The following is a 22,204-nucleotide window of genomic DNA, read 5'->3' as shown; positions in this document are numbered from 1 at the left end:
ATGGAGACGGAAGACCCGACCGATGCGGCTCCTTGGCGCGATCCGAAAACCCGGTGGAGAGCAGCGATCCACGAGGCAGGACACGCCGTCGTTGCGCACGCTCTCGGGCGTCGCGTAGAGAGCATCACGTGGGTCCCAGTTGATTCACCAGACACAGACTGGGAATCGAAGGAGTGGAAGTGGTTCAAGCTTGACGGGCTCGGGCGCGCTGCGGCAGCTACGCTCGGAGGCTACGTTGCTACCAAACGCGCGTTCCCGAACGAGCGCCCCGCCAACCGATTTGGGGCGGGGAAAGATTTCTTCGATATCAGCAGATGGGCCCCACCGCGGGTTTCCGGTGCAGCGCCGTGGTTATGGGGGGACTGGTTTGATGGCGACGAAGCGCACTGGGGGCCCTTCCTCCGCGTTTCCTTTCGCGAGGCGCATCTGATCGTGCGCGACGAATGGCGACACTTGTGCTGCCTCGCTGCCGAGATTGATCGGCAGATGGCCAGCGAAGGCGTCGTCCGCCTGAGTCCACGCGAACTCGCGACGGCACTGGGGCCCATAGGGATCCGGCACCGGATGATATCGCCTTGGACTCGACGACCGGTGCCCGAGGGGACGTTCCGACCAGGAACGTAGGAGCAACCGCGGGAGCGAGTTCATCGCCTCGCCGCCACGGCGCACATTGCGCACTTCGACCGGATGACGGCGGACGGGTGTTACCTGGAGGACGAGCGGACACTCAGGGCGTCGCTCATGCACCGGATCGGCAAGGCTAGGCCGAGCCGGCCGCTTCTTCGTGGCCGCCCTCAGTTCTGGTCAACTGGGGCTTTGGGGTCCACGCTCTCGGAACGTAGTGCGTCTTCGGGTATATTGCCGCCGATGATGACGAGTGCAGGCTTTGCATATGGGCGGCCGACGTCGGCTGCTTTGAACCCAATTGACGCCCTTGTATCGGACTTTGGGATCGGAAAACCTTCCACGCCAGGAACGTTGCAGAAGCGAACACCTTCCTTGTACTCAATCCCCAGCATGTCAGCGAGCGACTGATGGTTCTTGCGAAGAACTCGCGCGTACTCGGAGTGGATGTCGAATTCCAGGTCGAACGTACCATCAGCATGCCTGGCCACGATCTGCGCAGGTAGCAGGAACTCGGTTCCTTCATTGTCGAACAAATCTCGTGCGAGTGCACTAAGCATAACTGGGCTGCTTCGTATTTTACGAAGCCATCTCTTCGGGACAGCCATGACAAGCATTTTGGCGATGGGAGCCGGGAAGCCACGCTCGACAAGCAGAGCCAGAGTTTTCTCGCTTTCATCCATGTCCATCTGACTGTCTCCGGTATGTCCCATAGTGTCCGTTGCTGCGCGGCGATTACTTGTTGTGTGCATGCGGTCCCTGTCCTGAAACTGACCGGTGATCGCTACGTGATCGATCGCAGCGTTCCACGCGGTGTCCCAGAGCCGTCGCCGCTCCCTTCAACCAGTTGAAGTCCGAACGACAGCGACTGCACATCACTCACCGGCATACATAGTTCCCGGGCAATGTCTCGAATTCCGATCCCTTCTTCCGAAAGAGCCGCAAGCGCCTTGCGCAAGAGTGCAGACGTCTCCCGCGCGAGCGGCGCAGGCTCATTATGTCGACCTCTGCGACTGAGCTCGATGTTAAACTGCTTGTAGTGCCAGTCGGACATGAGCCCAAGCTCATGTAGTCGATGCCCGAGCGCAGCAACGGACGCACGCCATGTCTGTTTCATTGCGGCCAACGATGCAATCGTCGCCATTCGTGGGGCTGCCGCGCGTATTGCCGATGCTGGAAGCATGAAGTTGGCGGCAAACGCATCGGCCTCTTTCTCCGCATGCCGACCTTGTGGGATTCCGTGTTGGTGCATGACCAAATGGCCCAACTCGTGAGCCGCGTCGAACATGCTGCGCTCCGCCGTCTTGCGATTATTAAGAAAGACGAACGGGGTGCCGTTTCTCCATACGGAAAACGCGTCGATTGAGTCGCAGTCCTCAGAAAGAGAAAACACGCACACGCCGTGCAGCTCAAGCAGGTGGACATAATTAGAGATGGGGCGTTGTCCAAGCCCCCACATTAGGCGCAAGCTCTCAGCAGCGCTCTCCGGAGTATGATTCCGCAGGTCTGGTACATCTGGTCTAGGGAGCTCAAATCTTTCGAGCAAGAACCTGTGAAGCTCCAGCGCTAGCGTGCCCGCTGCCACGGTTCTGTGCCGAAGTGGCGCACCGGCCTTTGTTAGCGCGCGGAAGCTTGCGGACTCCAGTTTGAGTGCGTCGACCGGTGGCCTTTCAAAGAAAGAAGGCGGGAAGGACAGTGCACGACTAATCTTGTGCAAAGTGTCGATTGTTGGATTGCACTGACCAGATTCATAAGCCTTCACCATCCGGTCGGACACGCCAACAAGTGCGGATAGTTGACGCTGCGTCATCCCACGCCGCTCACGTGCGAGGATGAGCCTACTCCGGGAGAAACTGGCAACGCCCTCGTTGCTCATCGCCTTCGCACGAGCGGCGGGTCGATGACCTCAACGACATCGGGCGTCGTTGCCCGGGCCGCGTCCGGGTCTAGCATGTCGATTGCAGGTAGCAGAATGCGAACCAGCCATCCAGCAACCTGTCCATCCTTGTCGATCGCGAGCGGTAGTGACAGCTCGGCACGTACCGAGTCGCCAGTCCGCTCCACGAGGAGCATCCAGATCTCCTCGGAATCGGCTGGCTTGCGCGTGGTCGAATTGAACCAGTTTGGGTCGAGCAGCAGGTTGTGTCCGTCGACCGCGTCTTTGGTCCTCTCGCCAACGGAGCGCCGGGGTTGCGGAAAGGTTCCCTTGAGGCCGACGCCATTCTTGCCACCGCGAGTAATAACGACGCGTCGCCCACACGGCGATCGCGTCATCTCTAAGCTCCGCTGCCGGTCGATAGTCCATCCCTTCGAGCAGTAAGCGTCGCGAAATCCACGAACTCGATAGCGGTACGCGTCATAGCCCTCGGCCGTCAGAGGGTCATTTTCGGTCGCCTCTACCCTGGCGTACTCGCCCTGCAGTATGACGTCGCGAAGAACGTCTGCGCTCAGCCCGAGCTCCGCCAACTGACGCGCCGCGTCGGGGCCATCGAACACGCGCGTCGCGGGCGCTTGCTGCGTAGGTTGCTGCATCACTTCCCCTTTCTTGACCTGCGACGTAGGTAGCAAAAGGGGAAGCGATGCGCAAGAGGACTGTGGTCCGAGCTATCGGATCGGCCCGCGTGGAGCTTCCCATCTCTCGCGCCGTGAGGGGCAACCCACCGGCGTGAGGGGCAGCCGGATCGGCGTCTCCTGCCCGCGCCGCGCTCGATGGCCTCGCGGTCGGCGCGGGCCCTCGCGTTCATCTGGGGGTGAAAGACACGGTGGTCCAGAGCCGCTCGGGGTCCCAGGAGCGCACGCCGGGGCTTTCCCGACGCGCGCCGGTGGGTCAGATCGCGGCGAGGCGCTTCGCGGCGCGCGCCCGGCAGCGCTGCAAGGCCCACCTGCCGGCGCGCTTGTGCATGCCTGCGTCGACGGCTGCCTCGTGGGCGAAGCGGAGCGCGCCGCCGACCCCGAGCATCGCGAGCAGGAAGCGCTGGGCCTTCGGGGGTTCCGCGCGGATCTCCGAGGCAAGCTCGAGCGCGGTCTCCACCTCGTACGTGCGCGCCTCGAGCAGCGTCTCCCCGCCATCGCGGTCGTGCCGCCGGAAGACGTCCTTGAAGCGCTTGCGGTTGCTCACCATGCGCCACGCCATCGTCCGCATGTAGCCGCCGATCTGCCCTTCGCGCTCGGCAGGGTCCGTGCAGAGGGCGAGGGAACCATCGGCGATGTTGCGGTACGTGAGGCAGGCGCACTCGAAGGCGAAGTCCTCGACGTCGCCGGCGGGCAGACCGCGGCGGCGCAGGTACGCCTCGACACGGGCGACCCCGTGCATGAGGGCGCGCCCGATGGCGTCCTTGGTGTGGCGATCGAGGTGCGGCGGGGCGGTGGTCGGACGGGTCCCGGGGTTCCTCGGTGGGCGCTTGGGCGCACCGGTCCCTTGGCCCGATCCGCGCGGATCGGTAGGCTGCATGCTGTCGGCTCCGTGCAAGCGGTGTCGGCCACGCGGCCCGGGTGCTGGTAACACCGCGGGCCGCACTACTTCGGGCCGAAGCCTAGCGACGAGAGCCGGCCATCTGGCCAAATTTGGCCAGTTTCACTCAACCTTGGCCACTACCGTTTCATCTCTCCGGGGAGGCTGTCGACAACCTCCGGGCTGAGTTTCATCTCTCCGGGGAGGCTGTCGACGACCTCCGGGCTGAGTTTCATCTCTCCGGGGAGGCTGTCGACAGGTGGAGAGGGAATTCCCCGACCCTGCCGGAATGATAGAGCCGCCAAGCCGCCGTAAGACGCCAAGAAACCAAAAAATCTTGGCGCCTTATGGCGCCTTGGCGGCTCAAAAGACGCCGCCTTCGGCCGAGGTATCCCACCACCCCGCGAGCGCCAGTTCGGCGGTCGTCCCGTTTGGCGGCTACACTTGGACCTGGTCCGCCAGGTTGCGCCGTCACCCCGGCGCCACGACCACCATCGCCGCGCGCTCCCCGCCGTCGCTCCCGGCGAGGGAGACGGCGCACGGGTGCGGCGCGAAGCCGCGCGCGAACGCCTCCGAAGCGATCGCGAGGTGCAGCGGCATCGCCGCGGCCCCGAGCGCCCCGATCCGCTGGGCGGGGCACTCCAGCTGCTGCGGATCGCAGAAGAGCTGCTGCGTGCGCACCGACGCGGCCTGGAGCTCGAAATGGCGGAAGGTCTCAAAGGTGATGTCGGTGAGCATCCAGCCCGCGCGCATCCCGCGCTCGGCCAGCGGCGCGAGCGCGGCGCGCAGCGCGGCGGTGAGGCCCGTGGCCTGGAACGCGGGCTCGTCGTTGTCCGGGCGGGCCCGCTCGTGCGCGGTGGAGAGGCCGACGATCTGCCCGAGCTCGCGGAGGAGCGCGCGCCGCGCGACGTCGGGGCGCATGAGGACCACGAAGGCCGCGCACTCGCCGGGGACGAGGGCGTCGAGGTTGTCCGGCCGGAAGAGCCGGCCCGCGGCGTCGAGCGCGGCGATGCGCGCGGGGTCGTAGTCGGTGTGCACGCCGCCGAGCAGCGCCGCGTCGATCGTGCCTCGCGCGAGCGCGTCGCACAGATCCGGCAGCAAGTACCCCGGCGCGGCGGGGCCGCGCGTCGAGACCTTGACCGCGATCTCCGGCGCGCCCCCGTACGACTGCGCCCGCGCGGCGAGCTCGGCGGCGATCCGCTGCGCCGGGGCCTCGCCGCCCGGCGGCCGCTGCCCGAGGTGCTCGTCGAGGCACAGGCCCATCTGCAGGCGCAGCCCCCGCGCCGCGGGGCCGAGCTTCTCGAGCGCCTCGCCGAGCGCGCGCTCCGCGAGCAGGACGGCGCGCGCCGCGCCCGTGACGCGCGGATCGAGCGTGGGCAGGAAGCACATCGTGACGCGCTCGCCCTGCCCGTCCACGAGCGGCGACTCGCGCATCGCCGCGGCCGAGGCGCGGTGCGAGAACGCTGTGTCGATCGAGCGCAGCCCGACGGGCGTGACCGCGCCCGCGGCCACCATGACGGCGAGGGGCATCACGCTCGCCCCCGCTCGCGCACGATCACGCGCGCGTCCTTCATCCGCCGGGGCGCCTTGACGTGCGCGCGCCAGACCATCTCGACGGCCACCGGCTTCTGCGGGCCGGTGGCGTAGAGGTCGACGAGCACGGTGTCGAGGTGAGGCGCGAAGGCGACCGGCTCCCGATCCTTCACGTGGAACTCGATCTCGACCTGCACCTTCGGGAGCTCGAAGCTGAGCGCCCCCTCGGGCGTGAGGTTGAGCGCCCGCACCGGCTCGCCGCCCGCGAGCGGCGGATCCGCGATGAGGCCCGGCGAGGCGCAGAGGTTGAAGCGGTGGTCGAAGTCCTCGGGCAGGAGCGGCGCGCGGTTCTCCCGCCACGCGGCGTCGTACGTCCCCGCATACGCGCGGCGCGGCTCCCAGTGCCGGCCGACGGCCCCGATCCCCGCGGGCGGCGGCGCGGTCTTCGCGGTCCGGATCGGGTACGAGGGATCCTCGATGGCCGGCGCCGGCTGGTGGGTGAGCGAGGCCGGCGCGCGCGTGACGCCCGTGCCGATCGGGTTGCGCGGCTCCTCGAGGGGCGCCGCGGGATCGTCGTCGTCCCGCCCGCCCCAGGCGTGGTCGTAGCGCATGTCGATCTGCTCGATGGGCGCCGGCGCGGTGAGGGCGGCGCCCTTGTCCACCCAGAGCCGCTTGCCGAACACCACGAGCGATTTCTTGAGCGGGCCCACCTCGACGCGCACGTCGAAGGACGGCACGGCCTTGCCGTTCGGCGCGTACGCCGTGGCCACGAAGATCACGTCGGTCGCCGGCTTGAACAGGCAGACGTCGGCGGGGTACGCGACGCTCTCGGGCTTCTTCTCCTCCCAGGGCAGGTCGGCGAGGCGGACCCCGCGCGTGCGCTCGGGGGGCGCGAGCTCGAGGCTGCCGTCCTCCTGGAGCTCGAAGCTCGCCTTGACGATCGTGACCAGCTGCTCGCCGTCCCGGTCGACGAGCAGCTGTGGGTGCGCGGCGAAGTCCGTCTTGTTGTCGAGCGGGGGCTGGCTCATCGCGGGCGCATTATCGACAGGATCGGAGGCGATGTCTCTCCGAGTTCGACGGAGGCGCGCGCGCTCACCCGGCCATGGCCGCCTCGGCGGCGTACGCGTCGAGGCCGTGGCCGCGGAGCATCGCCTCCACGAGCGCGATCGGCTCGGCGCAGGCCGGGTCGCCCGCGCCCTCCCCTTCAATGACCGCCGGCAGCGCCCGGGCCACGACGAGCCGCACGGCGCGATCGCGGAGCGCGAGCGAGAGCGGCAGCGCCCCGAGCAGGCGGTGGCCGTGCAGCGCCGCGCGGAGGTAAAACCGCTCGCGGTCGCCGACGCGCGCGCGCACGGGCGAGAGCAGCAGCGCGCCGAGCAGGTCGGGCTCCGCAAGCGCCAGGGTCGCGTCCGCGATCCACCGCATGGCCCTCCGGGCGAGGTCCCGCTCGCTCCGCCAGGCGGCGTCCTCGCGCGCCCGCCGCGCCGCGCGGCCGTGGAGCGCTGCGAGCCAGGGCGCGAGCGCCGCCGGATCCAGCGGATCGGGCCGCTCGAAGCGCGCGATCGCCCCGTCGGCGAGGCCCTCGGCCTCGATCGCGGCGGCGAGCGAGAAGAGGCCCGCGGCGACGTCGGGCGGGGGCGCTGCCGCGGCGAGGCGCCGCGACCAGGCGACGACCTCGGCGCGGGAGGCGGTCGCGCCGGGCGCCACCTGCGCGCGATCGGGCAGCCGGGCGACGTCGATGCGCTCGTCCAGATCCCCCCGCGTGACGAGCCGCGGATCGAGCAACGGCGCGCCGCCGGGGCGGCCCACGCTGGCGAGCACGCAGGCGCACTCCACGGCGACCGAGACGCGCACCGACTCGCCGTCGTCGATGAAGCTGGTCGGGAAGGTGCGGCACCCGAGCGGCTTGGCCTCGGGCCCGCCCCTCGCGTGGAGCGAGCAGCGCCCCTCGCCCTCGAGGTAGGCGCACCGGCCGTCGCGCATTGCCACGACGGAGGCCGCGCACGGCCACGTCCCGCGCTCCGGCGTGAAGGCCCGCTCGTGGCGCGCGCCCCCGCTCAGCACGTCGGGCCGCAATGCCCGCGCCCGCGCGGCCTCCTCGGGATCGAAGAGGATCGAGGCGTAGATCCGGCAGCAGCTCCCGCCGCCGTCGCAGTGCAGGCTGAAGTCGGGCAGCACCTCCAGCGGGCGCGCGCGGGGATCGCGCTCCCCCGGGTCGAGCGCGGGCGCCGCGGGCGCCGCGGCATTCCAGGGTCCCGCGTCCTCGCCGGCGTCATCGGCTCCCAGCAGCCCCGCGGCGTGGAGCTCCGCGAAGAACGCCTGCGCCGCGGGCACACGCGCGTGTGCGCCCTCGCGGGCCGCCGCGATGACGATGCCCTCGACGTCGCGCGTCCCGTCGGCCGCGGAGAGCAGGACCCACTCCCGTGGGCCGAGCTGCAGCAGCTGCCCGGTGCGGACATCGTGGAGGATGACGCGCTCCTCCTCGCCGACCACGTGGCGCCGCGCGAGCACGTGGGCGGCGAGGCGAGGGCGCGCCGGCGGCATGCTCGGGCTCACCCGAGCCACGCTATCCGACGCCGGCGGCAGCGCGCCATCGAAACGAGGCGCGGCGGCGCCGGCCGTCGCCGCCGCGCTCCCCGGGCGGAGGGCGACGGCCGCAGCCACGCCGTCAACGCACGCACTTCACCCACGCGGCCGTGAAGTGGTTCCACTTGCCGCTCTCTCCCGCGTTGAACCCGGTGAAGCCGTCGTCGAAGTTGAGCGCCCAGGCCGCCGAGGCGTTCCCCACGGCCGCGTGGGAGCTCCAGTACCAGTCGTTGCTGCGGGCGCCGTACTGCGTGTCGGGGAACATCGCGCGGTTGATCGACGGCGCCACCTGCGCCTCGTCGACGAGGGTCGCGAGCTCCCGGATGCTGGGCAAGCGCCACGTGTGGCCGTTGAGATCGAGCGTCGCGCAGTAGCTCTCCGCCTCGGCCCAGGCGAGCGTGGCCGGCGAATACCCCTGCTGCCAGACGAGGCCTGTGTACCTGTCCATCACCTCGCCGGGCGACACGACGGCGTACTGATCGGGCGGGGCCACGGCCGGGCTGCTCGGCGCCTCCCCCTCGCCGTTGCCTCGCACGCAGCGCAGGCTCGCCGCGGTCGCCTTGGAGTAGGCGTTGCTGACGATCCCGTCGCTCAGGTTGAAGGCCCAGGCATAGTCGCGCCCCGCGCCGGCGCCGGCCTGCCGGATGGTGAGGATCCAGTCGGACGACGTCTTGTGGAAGCCCCCGCGCGCCCCCGGGAAAGCGCCTCTGTCGATGGCCGGGCTCCGGGTGAAGTCGACGATCGACGTCATCTCGATGCGCGTGGGAAGGCGCCAGTCGGAGAACCCGCCGAGCGTCAGGTCGTCGCAATAGCCGATCGCCTGCTCCCACGTGTACGCCTCGGAAGGAGGGTTCTGCTGCCATTCGAGGCATGTGACGTCGTCGCGCACCACGCCGCCCCCCACGTCGGTGTAACTCGCGGGGTTGGGCAGGCCGCTGCCCGCCGGGTTGGGCATGGGCCAGCAAGCCCACTTGTGCGTCCCGCAGGCCGCGGCCCTGGTGCAGGTGTCGGTCGCTCCGCCCGCGCCGCCGCTGCCCGGGCCGCCGCCCTCCCCGGCCGCTCCGCCCTCCCCTGGCGCGCCGCCGCTCGCGGTGCTCTCCGCGCCGCCGCTCCCGGTGCTCTCCGCGCCGCCCTCCCCCGGCGCGCCGCCGCTCCCGGTGCTGTCCGCGCCGCCGACCCCGGCGCCCGTCTCCGAGGCTCCGCCTGTCGCGAGCGCGCCGCCCGTCCCCCACCCGCCGCTGCCCGCGATCACATCGCGGTCGCCGCCCTCCTGGCCGCACGCCGCGGCCGCGAGCACCACGCCGAGCGCCACCCCCGTCCGGGCACGCGCCACCGGGACGGCCATCACCCAGGTCGCGCCGACGACCCACCGCTTGCTTCGATTCACAGGCACCTCCGCGCGCTCAAGCCAATGCCACAAGACAAATATGCTCGAACCGCACCAACCTATCACACGCCGCGCACAGCACCCGCCGATCGTGGTTGACACCGAAAATGTGAACGTTCACAGTGCATTCCTGCGGGCGTCCTTTGTCCTCCACATCCATTCCGATGGTGGAGACCAAGGAGTGGTTCGGCCTCCAGGACGCGGAGGGTAGACCCCAGCCACCGGGGCGCACTGTGGGATGAGCGCGCCGCCAGCTTTGCGGCAGATCACGGGGAAAACGGCCGGGTAAGGGCGACGCCGCGCGTGATGTCAACACGTTCTTGAATGTGAATCAGCAAGGAGACCAGCCGTGAAAGAGACGAAGTCCTGGGGCAAGGGGTGGGCGGTCGTGGCGCCCTTCGTGTTGGCGCTGCTCGCGATGACGGGGTGCAACGAGAAGAGCGAGGGGACGGGCGCCGCGCCAGCCGAGGGCGGCGGCGCGAAGCCGAAGATCGTCAAGCTCGCCTTCGTCACCAACAACGCGTCCGAGTTCTGGAAGATCGCCCAGGCGGGCGTCCGGAAATATGAGCAAGAGAGCAAGGTCCAGGTCGACGTGAAGATGCCGTCGAACGGCACCACGGAGGAGCAGAACCAGATCCTCGAGAACCTCTCGAGTCAGGGCTACGACGCCATCGCCGTGAGCGCCATCGCGCCGGCCGATCAGGTCCCGGTGCTCAACAAGGTGGCCGGGAAGAGCAAGCTCATCACCTTCGACTCGGACGCCCCGGCGTCGAGCCGCCTTCTCTACATCGGCACCAACAACCACGAGGCCGGCAAGGCGCTCGGCGCCCACATCGTGAAGCTCCTCCCGGAGGGCGGCAAGATGGCCGTGTTCGTCGGCACGCTCTCCGCGGACAACGCGAAGCAGCGGCTGCAAGGCATCCAGGACGCGATCGCCGGCAAGAACATCGAGATCGTCGACAAGCGCGAGGACAACACCGACCGTGCGAAGGCGCGCTCCAACGTGGAGGACATCATCAACGCGCACCCGGACCTGAAGCTCGTCGCGGGCCTGTGGTCTTACAACGGCCCCGCCATCGCGGCCGCCATCGAGGCGCTCGGGAAGAAGGGCAAGGTCCTCGCGGCGGTGTTCGACGAGGAAGAGGAGACGCTCACGGCCATCGAGAACGGCACGATCTCGGCCACGGTCGTCCAGAAGCCGTTCCAGTTCGGTTACCTGGCGAGCAAGTGGGCGCATGAGCTCTCGGTCAAGCCCGACACGGCGAAGGCGCAGATCCCGGCCAACAAGAGCATCGACACCGGCATCGACCTGATCGAAAAGACCAACGTGGCGACCTTCAAACAGCAGCTCGCCGAAATGAAGAAGTGAGCGTGGCCGCGTCCCCTCCGGATCTGCTCGCGATGCGCGCGATCACCAAGCGGTTCGCCGGCGTGGTCGCGCTCCAGGGCGTCTCTCTCTCGCTGAAGCCGGGCGAGGTGCTCGCCCTCATGGGCGAGAACGGCGCCGGCAAGAGCACGCTCATGAAGATCCTCGGGGGCGCCCTGCAGCCCGACGAAGGCGAGATCTGCATCGAGGGGAAGAGCGTCGCCATCGAGAGCGTGCGCGCCGCCAAGCGCCTCGGCATCGCGCTCATCCATCAGGAGCTGATGCTGGCGCCGAACCTGGACATCGCGGCCAACATCTTCCTCGGCAACGAAGGCGGCGCGACAGGGCTGCTCCTCCGTCCCCTGCCGAAGGGCGACATGGCCGCCCGCGCCAGGGAGCTGCTCCTGCGCGTGGGCTTGCGGCTCTCGCCCTCGACCCCGGTGTCCGCGTTGACCGCCGGTCAGATGCAGATGGTCGAGATCGCCAAGGCGCTCGCCCTGAGCGCGCGCATCCTCATCATGGACGAGCCGACGTCGTCGCTCACGAGCGGTGAGTCCGAGCATCTCTTCGGGATCATCCGCAAGCTCCGGGCGGACGGCATCGGCATCGTCTACATCTCGCACCGCATGGAAGAGGTCATGGCGCTGGCCGACCGCGTGACGGTCCTGCGCGACGGCCGCCACGTCGGGGACCTCACGCGCGCGGGAGCGACGCGCGAACGGATCGTCTCCATGATGGTGGGCCGCGAGCTCAGCGCGCACTACTTCCCGGAGAAGCGGCCCCGTGCATCGACCGAGCCCGTGCTGGTGGTCGAGGGGCTCGTCGTGCCCGGCGCGCCCGCGCAGATCTCTTTTTCGGCCGGACGCGGGGAGATCCTCGGCTTCGCCGGCCTTGTCGGGTCGGGCCGCACGGAGCTCATGCAGACGATCTTCGGGGTCACGCCGGCGCTCGGGGGACGCATGACGCTCGAAGGCAAGGAGTTCGCTCCTCGAAGACCCAGGGACGCCATCGACCGCGGCGTCTACCTGGCGCCGGAGGATCGCAAGCGCCACGGCCTCGTGCTGCCGCTCAGCGTCGCGGAGAACACCTCCCTGCCCGACATCGGCAACTACAGCCGCTGGGGCTTCCTGAACAGGGAGACGGAGCGCCGGGTCGCCGAATCGGAGGTGGAGCGCTTGAGGACGAAGACGCCCGGCATCCGTCAGCCCGTCGTGAACCTCTCCGGCGGAAACCAGCAGAAGGTGGTGCTCGGGAAATGGCTGGCCATGAACCCGCGCGTGCTCATCCTGGACGAGCCGACGCGGGGCATCGACGTCGGCGCCAAGGCCGAGATCTACCGCCACATGACCGCCCTCGCGGATGAAGGCATCACGATCTTGATGGTCAGCTCGGACATGGAAGAGATCATCGGAATGAGCGATCGCGTCGCCGTCATGCACGAGCGGCGCATCAAGGGCGTGTTGCCGCGGGAACGGCTCGGCCAGGAGCGGATCGCGACCTTGATGACGGGCCACGCCGACAAGGAGGATCTGTCGTGAGGCGCGAGCTTGGAATGACCATCGCGCTCGTCGTGATGTGTCTGGGTCTCTACATCTCGAACCCGGATTTTCTCGGGCAGTCGAACTCGATCAACACCCTGCGGCAGATCTCGATGCTCGGGATCTTCGCGATCGGGATCGGGTTCGTCATCATCGCCGGCGGCATCGATCTGTCGATCGGGTCCGTGATCGGCCTGACGGGCGTCCTCATCGCCAAGCTCTCGTCGAGCCAGCTCGGCGGCCTGGGTTACCCGCTCTGGATCGGCATTCCGGTGGCGCTCGGCGTGGCGCTGCTGATCGGCCTCGGCCAGGGCCTGTTGATCACGCGGCTCAAGCTGCAGCCGTTCATCGTCACGCTCGGCGGCATGCTGTTCTTGCGCGGCGTCTCGCAGACCATCGCCGGGGGGGGCACGCTGAGCCTCGGCGGCTCGCCGCTGCTCACCCTCGCGAACGGCGGGCTGCTCAAGAGCGGGAGCGACGCGCTCGTCCCGTATCCGCTGCTGATGTTCCTCGCCGTGGGCGGCGTGGCGGCCTACGCGCTGCACTTCACGGTGTTCGGCCGTTACGTCTACGCGATCGGCGGCAACCGCGACGCGGCCGAGTACTCCGGCATCAACGTGAAGCGGGTGGAGACGTCCACCTATGTGATCTCGGCGGGGCTCGGCGGCGTGGCTGGCGTCTGTTACGCGTCGTACATCGGGCAGATGTCGCAGCAGGTCGGCATCGCGTACGAGATGTACGCGATCGCCGCGGCCGTGCTCGGCGGCTGCTCGCTTCGCGGGGGTGAAGGCACGGTGCTCGGCATCATCATCGGCTCCGCGGTGATGCGCGTCATCGACAACGGCATCAACATGTTCCAGCTGCCGTACGAGGACGCCGACCGCATTCAACGCATCTGGCGCCTGGACCCGAACTGGACCTTCATCATCATCGGCGGCGTGATCCTCGTCGCCGTGATCCTCGACCAGATCGTGCACATGGTGCAGGCGAAGCGGCGCATCCGGCATGCCTCCGCGGGCGCCGCCGAGGCGGCGCCGAGCCTGCAGGCGGCCGCGGCGGTCAGCGCAGCGGGGCCACCTGCCGCGGGAGCGCCCGATCGCGAGAGCGTCTGAGCTTTCCGGCGATCGGGGACGAACCGGCAAGTCGCCAGGAGCGCCCCGCCCTGCCCCTCAGGACGTCGTTGCCTCCTCAGCCCGGCGGTCCGGCCTGAGCGGCGCCGGAGCTCGTGACCCCTGTCGCCCGCCCCGTCTCGGCGCCATGTCGGGTCCATGTCAGTCCACTCGAAGAAGACGTCTATCGGTTGCTCCGGCAACAGCAGGCCGAAGAACAAGAACAAGCGACATCACTGGAAGCGCTACCGCGGCCAGGGCAAGTCACACCACGGGTGATCGCCGTCACGGCGAGGTGAGCCGGCGAGCCCAGCCCGCCGCCCGACCCACGAGCGCTGCGGCCGCGATCACGCCGCGCGCCCGCGGCGTCTCCCGGGGCGAGCGCGCCTCCGGCGGCGCGACGAACGCCTCGAGCCAGGCCTCGGCCGGCGGCCGCGCCAGCACCCCGCCGAGGTCGAACAGCGAGAGATCCGAGACGCCGGCCGCCGCCGCGGCGGCCACGTCCTCGCGGAGCTCGGCGACCGAGCGGTAGACAGGCTCGTCGCCGAGCGCGCCTTTGCCCACGGCGCCCAGCGAGGCGCCCGCCCTCGGACCGAACCGCCGGGCGGCGGCGCGGCACCCCCAGGCGAGCAGCGCGAGCGCGTCCTCCCGGCCGAGCGCGCCGCGCGAATACCCCTCGAACAGCGACGTGTACAGCATCGCGCCGACGCGCCCCCACGGCGGCGCGGACACGGGCGTCCCGAGCAGCCGCTCCCAGCCGCATGCCGGCCCGTCGCGCCCGTCGGTCAAGACGAGCGGCACGATCGCGGCCGAGGTCGCCACCCCGCGCGCGTGCACCGCGCCCGCCAGCTCGGCGTACGCGCGCTGCGCATCGCTCCACCGCGGGCTCCCCCGCGCTCCACGCGGCCCACCGCCGAGCAGATCGAGCGCGCCGCGCCCCCCCGCGAGCGCCCGCCGCACCGCCTCGATCGGCGGCTCGAGATCGAACACGACCTCCGCCGCGGCCAGGCGCCGCGCGTCGAGCGCGTCCAGCAGCCGCGCGACGAACGCGCCGAACGCCGCCGCGTTGCCGGCGCTCGCCCAGCGCCCGTCCTCGTCCGCGATCATCGGCCACACAGCGACCGCCACCCCCGCGTCCGCGCACGCCGCCGCGAGATCCGGCAGCCCCGCCGCTGTCTCCGGCCGCACGGCGATCGAGAGCTCCAGCGCATACCGCCGCAGCAGCGCGAGCGTCCCGGGCGCCCGCACCACCTCGAGCGGCAGCAGCTCGCTCCAGATGCGGCGGCGGAGCGTCACGCCCGCCGCCCGCGCCGCGGCGCCGCCTGCGCTTGGTCGCCGTCCGCGCCGCACGCGCCGCGGCGCCGCCGTTTCCTTCCGAACGCCCCAGAGGCCCCGCTACACTCGCGCGTCATGAAGATCCTCTATGGCGTCGTCGGGGAAGGGATGGGGCACGCCATGCGCTCGCGCGTCGTGATCGAACACCTGCTCGCGCAGGGACACGAGCTCGAGATCATGGCCTCGGGCAGGGCGACCGACTTCCTGTCCAAGCGCTTCGCGGGGGTGAACCGCATCCACGGGCTCCACATGATCTACGAGGAGAACCGGGTGCGGCGCGGCAAGACGCTCTGGTCCAACGTGCTCTCCGGCGCGACGGGCACGCCGAAGAACATCGCCGCGTACTTCGAGCTCATCAAGGACTTTCGCCCCGAGCTCACCGTCAGCGACTTCGAGTCGTGGACGTACCTCTACGCGAAGATCCACCGGCTGCCGATCGTCTCGGTCGACAACATGCAGATCATCAACCGGTGCACCCACGACGCGCAGATCCTCGCCGGCCACGAGGCGGGTTTCCAGCTCACGCGGGCGTTCGTGAAGAGCAAGCTGCCGTTCTGTAACCACTACGTCATCGCCACGTTCTTCCGCCCGCCGGTCCGCAAGCAGGAGACGACGCTGGTGCCGCCGATCCTCCGCCCCGAGATCATCGCCGCGAACCGCCGCCCCGGGGAGCACCTGCTCGTCTACCAGACCGCCGAGGGGAACGACGCGCTGTCGGCGACGCTCGCGAAGACCGGGCTCGAGTGCCGCATCTACGGGATGCGCCGGAACATCACGGAGGAGCAGGTCGAGGGCAACCTCCGCTACCGCCCCTTCAGCGAGGAGGGCTTCATCGACGACCTCGCCTCGTGCCGCGCCGTCATCGCCGGCGGCGGGTTCACGCTGATGGGGGAGGCGGTCTACCTGCGCAAGCCGATGCTCGCCGTCCCCCTCGGCCGCCAGTTCGAGCAGGTGCTCAACGCCCGCTACCTCGAGCGCGAGGGGTTCGGCCGCGGCGCCGATTCGCTGGACGATCCGGCCGTCGTCGCGGATTTCGTGAAGGCCATCCCGGCCTGTGAAGAGAAGCTCGCGGGCTACTCCCAGGACGGCAACCGGCAGCTGTTCGAGGTGATGGACGGCCTGCTCGATCGCGCGCACGCCGGCGTGCTCTGAGCGCGGCGGCCGGCGCGCCGCGCTCCGCCGGGCTCCCTCCCCTACTTCGGCCTGCAGCCCTTGAGGTCCGAGCCGGAAACGCCGTTGCACTCCTGGTCCGCGGGGCAGTCCGTCTGCTCGACGCACGTCTTCAGGCACTCGAGCGCCGCGCTGTCGTCGGGCTTGCCGCAGACCGCCCCGCTCTCACACTCGCCGTCCGCGCCCGCTTCGTCGCATGCCTCGCCGAGCGCCGCCTCGCCGCCGCAGCCCCACGCGAGCAGCGCGCCGACGAAGAGCCCCATCCCGATCCACCTGGTTCGCATGCATGACCTCCCTTGTCTTCAGCCCATTTGCGGCGGCAGGGGCGCGGCGGCGCCGCTCACGTGATGGCGCGGCGTGCTCCCGGCCCCCTGCGCACGCAGCCCGATGCTACCGCGCGCTGCGGCTCTTGACGCCCTGGCGCTGGCTCCACGACGCCGATGCCGTCTCCTCGATCCGGATGAGCACGGCGGTGATGTTGTCGCGGCCACCGTTCTCGTTGGCGCAGTCGATGAGCTTGCCGCACGCGTCGGCGAGCACGGCGTTGTCCTCGACGATGCGCGCGATCTCGCGATCGTCCACGAGCCCGTGGAGGCCGTCGGAGCAGAGGAGGAACACGTCGCCCGCCTCGACGCGCTCCGCGCGCAGGTCGATGTCGACGCTGGGGCCGATGCCGAGCGCCCGCGTGATCACGTTGCGGGGCAGGTAGGCGAGGTCGCGCTCGGTGAGGTCGGGCCGCTCGAGGAGCGCGTCCGCGATGAGCGAGTGGTCGCGGGTCAGCTGCGAGATATCGCCGTTGCGGAGGAGGTAGCAGCGGCTGTCGCCGGCGTGGGCGACGTAGAACTTCCGCTCCCGCGGCGAGAACGCCGCGGCGACGACCGTGGTCCCCATCCCGCGGTAGAACCGCGAGTCGTCGGCGTGCGCGAAGATGCGCGCGTTCGCGTACGTCACGGCGGCGCGCAGCCTGTCGCCCGTCGACGCCTTGCGCCGCTTGCCGTTCGCCTCGCGGAAGTAGCCGGCGATGGCGCTCGCGGCGATCCGGCTCGCGACCTCGCCGGCCTCGTGCCCGCCCATGCCATCCGCGACGACGTAGACGTTGAACTCGGGGAGGAGGATGTATCGGTCCTCGTTGTGGACCCGCTCCCTGCCGACGTCGGATAGACCTGCCGCGGTGGCGCGCATTCGCCCCGAGTCTAGACGACGCTTGGCCCCCCAGGGAACTGGGTTAATCTCCCGCCATGTCCGACCTCGTGATCGACAACCCGTATACCCTCGAGGAAGCCGTCCGCCGGCCTCTTGCAGACGAGGCCGCCGTCGACCGGCTCCTCGACGCCGCGACCGCCGCCGCGCGGCGCTTCTCGCGCACATCCATCGCCGAGCGCGCCGCCCTCTGCCAGCGCGCGGTCGAGCACATCGAGGCCAACACCCCGTCGATCGCCGCCGACATCACCCGCATGACGGGCAAGCCCCTGCGCCAATCCCGCAACGAAGTCGCGGGGATGGCCAAGCGAGCCCGGCACATGATCGCGATCGCCGAGGGCGCGCTCGCCGATGTGATCCTGCCGGAGCTCCCCGGGATCGAGCGGCGGATCGTGCGCGCTCCGCTCGGCGTGGTCTTCAATCTCCCCGCCTGGAATTATCCGCTCCTCACCGCCGTGAACGTGGTCATCCCCGCGGTGCTCTCGGGCAATGTGGTGCTGCTCAAGCACTCGCCGCGCTCGCCGCTCTGCGGAGAGCACTTCGCGACGGCGTTCGCGGAGGCCGGCGCGCCGCCCGGCCTCGTCCAGGCCTTCCACTGCGACCACGCCACGTCCGAGCGCGTCGCGTCGGACCCGCGGGTCAACTTCGTCGGTTTCACCGGTTCCGTCGAAGGCGGACGCCGGATCTATGCGGCCACATCGAAGAAGGTGGCCGTCGACGCCGGCCTGGAGCTCGGCGGGAAGGACGGCGCCTACGTGGCGGCCGACGCGGACCTGGAGAAGGCGGTGGACGGGATCGTCGACGGCGCCTGTTACAACGCCGGACAGAGCTGCTGCGCTGTCGAGCGCGCGTATGTTCACCGCGACCTCTATCCGAAGTTCGTGGAGGCCGCGCTGGAGCTGATGAAGCGTTACGTCCTCGGCGATCCGACCGACGAGCGGACGAACCTGGGTCCGATGGCGCAGCCTCATGCGCCGGCGTTCCTGGAGGCGCAGGTGAAGCAGGCGCTCTCCCGGGGGGCGAAGGCGCTCTGCGGCGGTCGGGCGACCCAGGTCGACGGCCGCGGCCGCTTCTTCGAGCCGACGCTCCTCGTGGACACGGCGCCCGATCTCGACGTGATGCGCGTCGAGTCGTTCGGGCCGGTGCTGCCCGTCGTGCCGGTCTCGTCCGACGAGGAGGCGCTCGCGCTGATGAACGACAGCGATCTCGGGCTCACCGCGTCGGTCTGGACGCGCGACCGCGAGCGCGCCGCGCGGCTCGCGCGCGAGCTCGACGTCGGCACGGTCTACATGAACCAGTGTGACACCCTGGATCCGGCGCTCCCGTGGACGGGCGCGAAGAACAGCGGCAAGGGCGCGACGCTCTCGACGCTCGGGTTCCTGCACCTGACGCGGCCGAAATCGATCAACTTCAAGATCGGCTGAAGGCCCGGGCGCGCGCAGCCCGCGAGCAGATGAGCTCGAATGAGTCTGCTTGCGCCGGGGGCGAGGTGCGGTATCCCGAGGCGATGGAAATTCAAGAGATCTATCGCGGGCGCCTCATCGATCATGTTCAGCTCGTCGTGGCTGACCTGGCGGCGAGCAAGAAGTTCTATCGAGCCGTCTTCGAGACGATCGGGATCCCGATCGGAGGCGAGGCCGACGATTACTTCTGGGCCGACGAGCTCTTCATATCGAGTGTGGACTCGCCGGCCGCGGCCGGCGTGACCACCGGCCGGACGCACCTCGCCTTCCAGGCGAGCGACCGCGCGACGGTCGATCGTTTCCACGCCGCCGCGGTCGCCGCGGGCGGCAAGGACAACGGCGCTCCGGGCAAGCGCCCGTACCACCCCGGCTACTACGCGGCGTTCGTGCTCGACCCGGATGGCAACAACATCGAGGTCGTCCACCACGGCCCGGCGAACAGGTCGTCGGACGCGGTGAAGATCACGTTCTGATCGCGAAGGTGTCGCGAAAGGGTTGAGGAACCGACAGAGAATCGATTGAAGTCGGCACGGACGCCAGCGCACCACCGCTGCTGCTCCCGCGCTGCTTTCCCTGCGTCCCTCTCTGCGCCTCCTCGCTTCTCCTCAGACCGACTGCCCTGCTGGCTCGCCGTCGATACAGACCCGCTTCCTGGCGACGGGCCTCGGCGCGACGTCGTTCAGGACCACCCCGAGGATGCGGCGATCGCCGAGCTGCTCGGCGGCCCTCGTCAGCGACGACGCCCGGGTCAGCGAGGCGCGCGCGACGAGGACGATGCCGTCGGAGGCGTCCTCGATGACGTTGGCGTCGCCCGAGCCAAGGATCGGAGGGCCGTCGATGACGACGTAATCGTGGTAGCGCCGCAGCGTGCGCATCGCGGCCTCGAAGTGGACCGAGTGGAGCGCCGCGGGGTAGCTCGCCTCGAGCGATGGCTCCGCGAGCACCGAGAGCGACTGGCTGACGGCGATGACGCCGAGCGGTCGGGTCTCGCCCGCCATCCGCCGCCGGAGCTGCTCCGAGAAGCTCGCGTGCGCGGGCAGCCGCAGGCCGAGCGTCGCCGCGACGCGGGGGCACGCGAGGTGGCCGTCGACGAGCAGCACCCGGGCGCGCTCGGCCTCGGCGAGCGTCATCGCGAGGCGGACCGCGAGCGCGGTCTTGCCCTCGGCCCGGCCGGGGCTCACCACCGCGACAGCGAGCGGCTCGCCCGCCCGCCGCTGATCGAGCCGGTGCCGGAGGACCCGGAGCGCCGCGAGCGCGGGCGCGGGCGCCCCCCGGAGCAGCTCGAACACGCCGTGCCCCTCGGGATCGAGGTCCGCGCCGATGATCTCCACCTCGGGCCCGTCGAACGCGGGGCCGCCGGCGCGCGCGAACGAGCGCACGCCCACGCGGGCGAGCGGCGCCTCGGGCGCGCTCCAGGTCGACCGGTCGACCACCTCGCAGTCGCCGAGATCGAGGCCGTCCCGGAGCGTGTCCTCGGGGGCGGAGCCGTCCTCGGGGGCGGAGCCGGCCGGAGCGGCCTCTTCCGAGGCGGCGGGCGGCTCTGCGCCATGCCCGAGCCCGCCGGGCGGCTCCGTGCCGGGCCGAGCCGCGACGGGCGGCTCTGCGCCGTGCTCGATCCCGCCGGGCGGCTCCGTGCCGGGCCCAGCCTCGATGGGCGGCTCTGCGTAGTACGCGGGCACGATCGCGCGCTCGCGGAGCGGCGGGCGCGCCGGGAGCTCCGGCATCGCGGCCAGCAGGGCGGGGCCGCCGAGCGCGTGGATGTCGCCGCCGTCGTAGAGCGTGTCGTTGAGCAGCACCCGGGCCCCGGCGACGCCGATCGCGAAGAAGAACGTCACCGCGGCGCCCGCGAAGAAGACGCGGCCCCGCCCCCGGTCAGGGCGGCTCGGCAGGTAGGCCTGGTCGAGGACGTCGAGCTCGGTCTCGCTCTTGTTCTCGGCAGCGTCCGCGGACAGGTCCGCGGCCCGCTCGTTGGCCTGGACGGTCTTCAGGTACTCGCGCGCTCGCTCCAGATCGAGGCGGAGCCGGTGCCACTCGGTCTCGAGCTCGATCACGCGCTCCTCGGCGCCCCCGTCGGCCGCCCACGGCGGCGCGCGCGGCGCCTCGCCCCTGGCCGGGCTCTCGGCAGGAGCGCGCGGCGCCTCGCCCCCCGCCGGCGCCCTGCCGCCTCCGGCGCGCGCGCGCAGGCCCGCGATCTGCCGGAGGAGCGCGGTCCGCTCCGCCGCGAGCGCCGCGCGCCGCGACGGCGTGAGCGCGCGCGCCTCGCCGACCGGCGCCTCGGTGACGCCCGCGCGCACGAGCCCGAGCGCGCCCTCGGCCGCGGTGAGCTGGCTCTTCGCCGCCTCGACGCGGCGCTTCGCGGCGACGGCGTCCGGGTGGATCGGGGTCACGGTCGTGAGCTTCTCGGCGAGCGCCGCCTCGGCCGCCGCGACCGCGGCGACGGCGGCTGTGCGGGCCCGCTGCGCCTCGACGACGCTCTGGGGCAGCGGCTGCCCCGGCGCCGCCGCCGGCGATCGCCCGGCCCCGAGCAGCGCCTCGACCCGCGCGAGCTGCCGCTCGAGCGCCGCGAGCTGCGGGTCGACCGGGCGGGCAGGCTGCGCTGACGACAGGGCGCGCGCTCCAGGCGCTGGCGCGGGAGCGCCGGGCAAGCCGAGCTGCTGGGGCGCCGGTGCATACGGAGAGTCGTTGAGCCCCCACTGGAACTGCGGGTTCCTGGCGAGGAACGTCGCCAGCGCGCGGCTCGCCGCGTCGACCTTGGAGCTGGCCTCCGCGAGCTCCTTCCGCAGGAAATCGCGGGTCATCGTCGCCGTGCCGAGGCTGTCGCGGCGGTAGTCGTCGAGCAGGATCTGCGTGAGTCGGGCGGCGACCTGCTGCGCCACGTGCGGATCGTCGTGGGTGAACGAGACGACGTACGTATCGCTGCTCTGCGCGCGGAAGCCGACGTGGGTCTTCATCTCCTCGACGGCCTCGACCATCGAGCGGGCGGTCTTCTCCGGGTAGAGCCCGAACGCCTCGACGACGCCGGCGAGCGTCCCGCGCGCGCTGAGCGCGTCCTTGAGCTTCGACCCGAGGCGCGCCGCGCGCGCGGTGCTGCTCTGGGGATCGCGGCCGGTCTGGATTGTGTCGCGGTAGAGGATCGTGGCCTCGCTCCGCCACACCCGCTTCGTGGCGAGCGCCAGGGCGAAGGAGATCGCGAGTCCGACGGCCATCATCGCGGCCGCTCCGCGCCAGTACATCCGCACCCGGCCGAGGACGCTGATCGCGCGGTCCAGGCGCTCGCGGGGTGTGCTCTCCGTGCTCAGGCTGGCCATGGTGTTCCTCGCCCCGTGGGCAGCGCGTCCGGCGCCGCGCGGCGCGAGGGCGCGCGCGGTGGGCGCTCCGCCCCCGCACGGCAAGGCGCGTGCTCGCGGGCGCGTCACCCCGGGACGCACCCGGCTCGGCGCCA

At 70.7% G+C, this 22,204-nt stretch carries 18 protein-coding genes; 6 read left to right on the top strand and 12 right to left on the bottom strand.

The genetic code is table 11. The features are described 5' to 3' along the window. Window positions 1-794: 794 nt before the first annotated feature. The 8 genes from WMF22_RS16990 to WMF22_RS16955 all read right to left on the bottom strand — a co-directional run bounded on the left by WMF22_RS16990 (window position 795) and on the right by WMF22_RS16955 (window position 9,581). A complete protein-coding gene (locus tag WMF22_RS16990; protein ID WP_438036373.1) occupies window positions 795-1,313 on the bottom strand; it encodes a hypothetical protein in 519 nt (172 codons plus the stop codon). Window positions 1,314-1,408: 95 nt separating this feature from the next. Next, window positions 1,409-2,500 (bottom strand): helix-turn-helix domain-containing protein, encoded by a 1,092-nt coding sequence (locus WMF22_RS16985; RefSeq protein WP_438036372.1) that lies wholly within the window; start codon window positions 2,498-2,500, stop codon window positions 1,409-1,411. Then, on the bottom strand, window positions 2,497-3,156 hold the full coding sequence (locus WMF22_RS16980) for a hypothetical protein (protein ID WP_438036371.1): 660 nt from the start codon (window positions 3,154-3,156) through the stop codon (window positions 2,497-2,499). The genes WMF22_RS16985 and WMF22_RS16980 overlap by 4 nt, the downstream gene beginning before the upstream one ends. Before the next feature lie 295 nt (window positions 3,157-3,451). Continuing rightward, window positions 3,452-4,075: a hypothetical protein gene (locus tag WMF22_RS16975; protein ID WP_438036370.1), complete on the bottom strand. Its 624-nt coding sequence runs from the start codon at window positions 4,073-4,075 to the stop codon at window positions 3,452-3,454. 471 nt (window positions 4,076-4,546) lie between these two features. Further along, entirely contained in the window at window positions 4,547-5,605 is a 1,059-nt protein-coding gene (locus WMF22_RS16970) for a beta-ketoacyl synthase N-terminal-like domain-containing protein (RefSeq protein ID WP_438036369.1), read from the bottom strand. Continuing rightward, entirely contained in the window at window positions 5,605-6,636 is a 1,032-nt protein-coding gene (locus tag WMF22_RS16965; RefSeq protein WP_437300109.1) for a DUF2169 family type VI secretion system accessory protein, read from the bottom strand. Before WMF22_RS16965 ends, WMF22_RS16970 begins: the two co-directional genes overlap by 1 nt. A gap of 64 nt (window positions 6,637-6,700) precedes the next feature. Continuing rightward, entirely contained in the window at window positions 6,701-8,272 is a 1,572-nt protein-coding gene (locus WMF22_RS16960; RefSeq protein ID WP_438036368.1) for a YkgJ family cysteine cluster protein, read from the bottom strand. A gap of 4 nt (window positions 8,273-8,276) precedes the next feature. Further along, window positions 8,277-9,581, bottom strand: a complete 1,305-nt coding sequence (locus WMF22_RS16955) for a DUF1566 domain-containing protein (RefSeq protein ID WP_438036367.1) — start codon at window positions 9,579-9,581, stop codon at window positions 8,277-8,279. Between the two features lie 349 nt (window positions 9,582-9,930). On the opposite strand from WMF22_RS16955, the gene WMF22_RS16950 reads away from it, so the two are divergent. The 3 genes from WMF22_RS16950 to WMF22_RS16940 are packed head-to-tail and all read left to right on the top strand — an operon-like array spanning window position 9,931 to window position 13,597. Further along, window positions 9,931-10,950, top strand: coding sequence for a sugar-binding protein (locus WMF22_RS16950; protein ID WP_437300106.1), 1,020 nt, complete (start codon window positions 9,931-9,933; stop codon window positions 10,948-10,950). A 32-nt stretch (window positions 10,951-10,982) separates the two neighbouring features. Next, window positions 10,983-12,485 (top strand): sugar ABC transporter ATP-binding protein, encoded by a 1,503-nt coding sequence (locus WMF22_RS16945; protein WP_437301570.1) that lies wholly within the window; start codon window positions 10,983-10,985, stop codon window positions 12,483-12,485. Next, a complete protein-coding gene (locus WMF22_RS16940) occupies window positions 12,482-13,597 on the top strand; it encodes an ABC transporter permease (protein ID WP_437300105.1) in 1,116 nt (371 codons plus the stop codon). Before WMF22_RS16945 ends, WMF22_RS16940 begins: the two co-directional genes overlap by 4 nt. 282 nt (window positions 13,598-13,879) lie before the next feature. Here WMF22_RS16940 and WMF22_RS16935 read toward each other — a convergent pair whose 3' ends face one another. Beyond that, window positions 13,880-14,890, bottom strand: a complete 1,011-nt coding sequence (locus WMF22_RS16935; protein ID WP_438036366.1) for a hypothetical protein — start codon at window positions 14,888-14,890, stop codon at window positions 13,880-13,882. A 114-nt stretch (window positions 14,891-15,004) separates the two neighbouring features. Here WMF22_RS16935 and WMF22_RS16930 point away from each other — a divergent pair, with 114 nt between their 5' ends. Beyond that, on the top strand, window positions 15,005-16,081 hold the full coding sequence (locus WMF22_RS16930) for a glycosyltransferase family protein (protein ID WP_437300103.1): 1,077 nt from the start codon (window positions 15,005-15,007) through the stop codon (window positions 16,079-16,081). A gap of 41 nt (window positions 16,082-16,122) precedes the next feature. Here the strand turns inward: WMF22_RS16930 and WMF22_RS16925 are convergent, their stop codons facing one another. Both WMF22_RS16925 and WMF22_RS16920 read right to left on the bottom strand, forming a co-directional pair. Next, the gene (locus WMF22_RS16925; RefSeq protein WP_437300102.1) at window positions 16,123-16,383 is read right to left on the bottom strand and encodes a hypothetical protein; all 261 of its coding nucleotides are present in this window, start codon (window positions 16,381-16,383) and stop codon (window positions 16,123-16,125) included. 106 nt (window positions 16,384-16,489) lie between these two features. Then, window positions 16,490-17,281, bottom strand: a complete 792-nt coding sequence (locus WMF22_RS16920; protein WP_012235727.1) for a Stp1/IreP family PP2C-type Ser/Thr phosphatase — start codon at window positions 17,279-17,281, stop codon at window positions 16,490-16,492. A gap of 56 nt (window positions 17,282-17,337) precedes the next feature. Here WMF22_RS16920 and WMF22_RS16915 point away from each other — a divergent pair, with 56 nt between their 5' ends. Both WMF22_RS16915 and WMF22_RS16910 read left to right on the top strand, forming a co-directional pair. Beyond that, a complete protein-coding gene (locus WMF22_RS16915; RefSeq protein ID WP_438036365.1) occupies window positions 17,338-18,723 on the top strand; it encodes an aldehyde dehydrogenase family protein in 1,386 nt (461 codons plus the stop codon). An 83-nt stretch (window positions 18,724-18,806) separates the two neighbouring features. Beyond that, on the top strand, window positions 18,807-19,235 hold the full coding sequence (locus WMF22_RS16910) for a VOC family protein (protein ID WP_438037261.1): 429 nt from the start codon (window positions 18,807-18,809) through the stop codon (window positions 19,233-19,235). A 132-nt stretch (window positions 19,236-19,367) separates the two neighbouring features. Here WMF22_RS16910 and WMF22_RS16905 read toward each other — a convergent pair whose 3' ends face one another. Continuing rightward, the gene (locus tag WMF22_RS16905; RefSeq protein WP_438036364.1) at window positions 19,368-22,070 is read right to left on the bottom strand and encodes a hypothetical protein; all 2,703 of its coding nucleotides are present in this window, start codon (window positions 22,068-22,070) and stop codon (window positions 19,368-19,370) included. Window positions 22,071-22,204: the final 134 nt, after the last annotated feature.

It is taken from the genome of Sorangium sp. So ce204 (genome assembly GCF_051526795.1).
GTDB lineage: Bacteria > Myxococcota_A > Polyangia > Polyangiales > Polyangiaceae > Sorangium > Sorangium cellulosum_B.
Note: the sequence above shows the minus strand (reverse complement) of the source record. Positions and strands in the feature narration are given on the sequence as shown.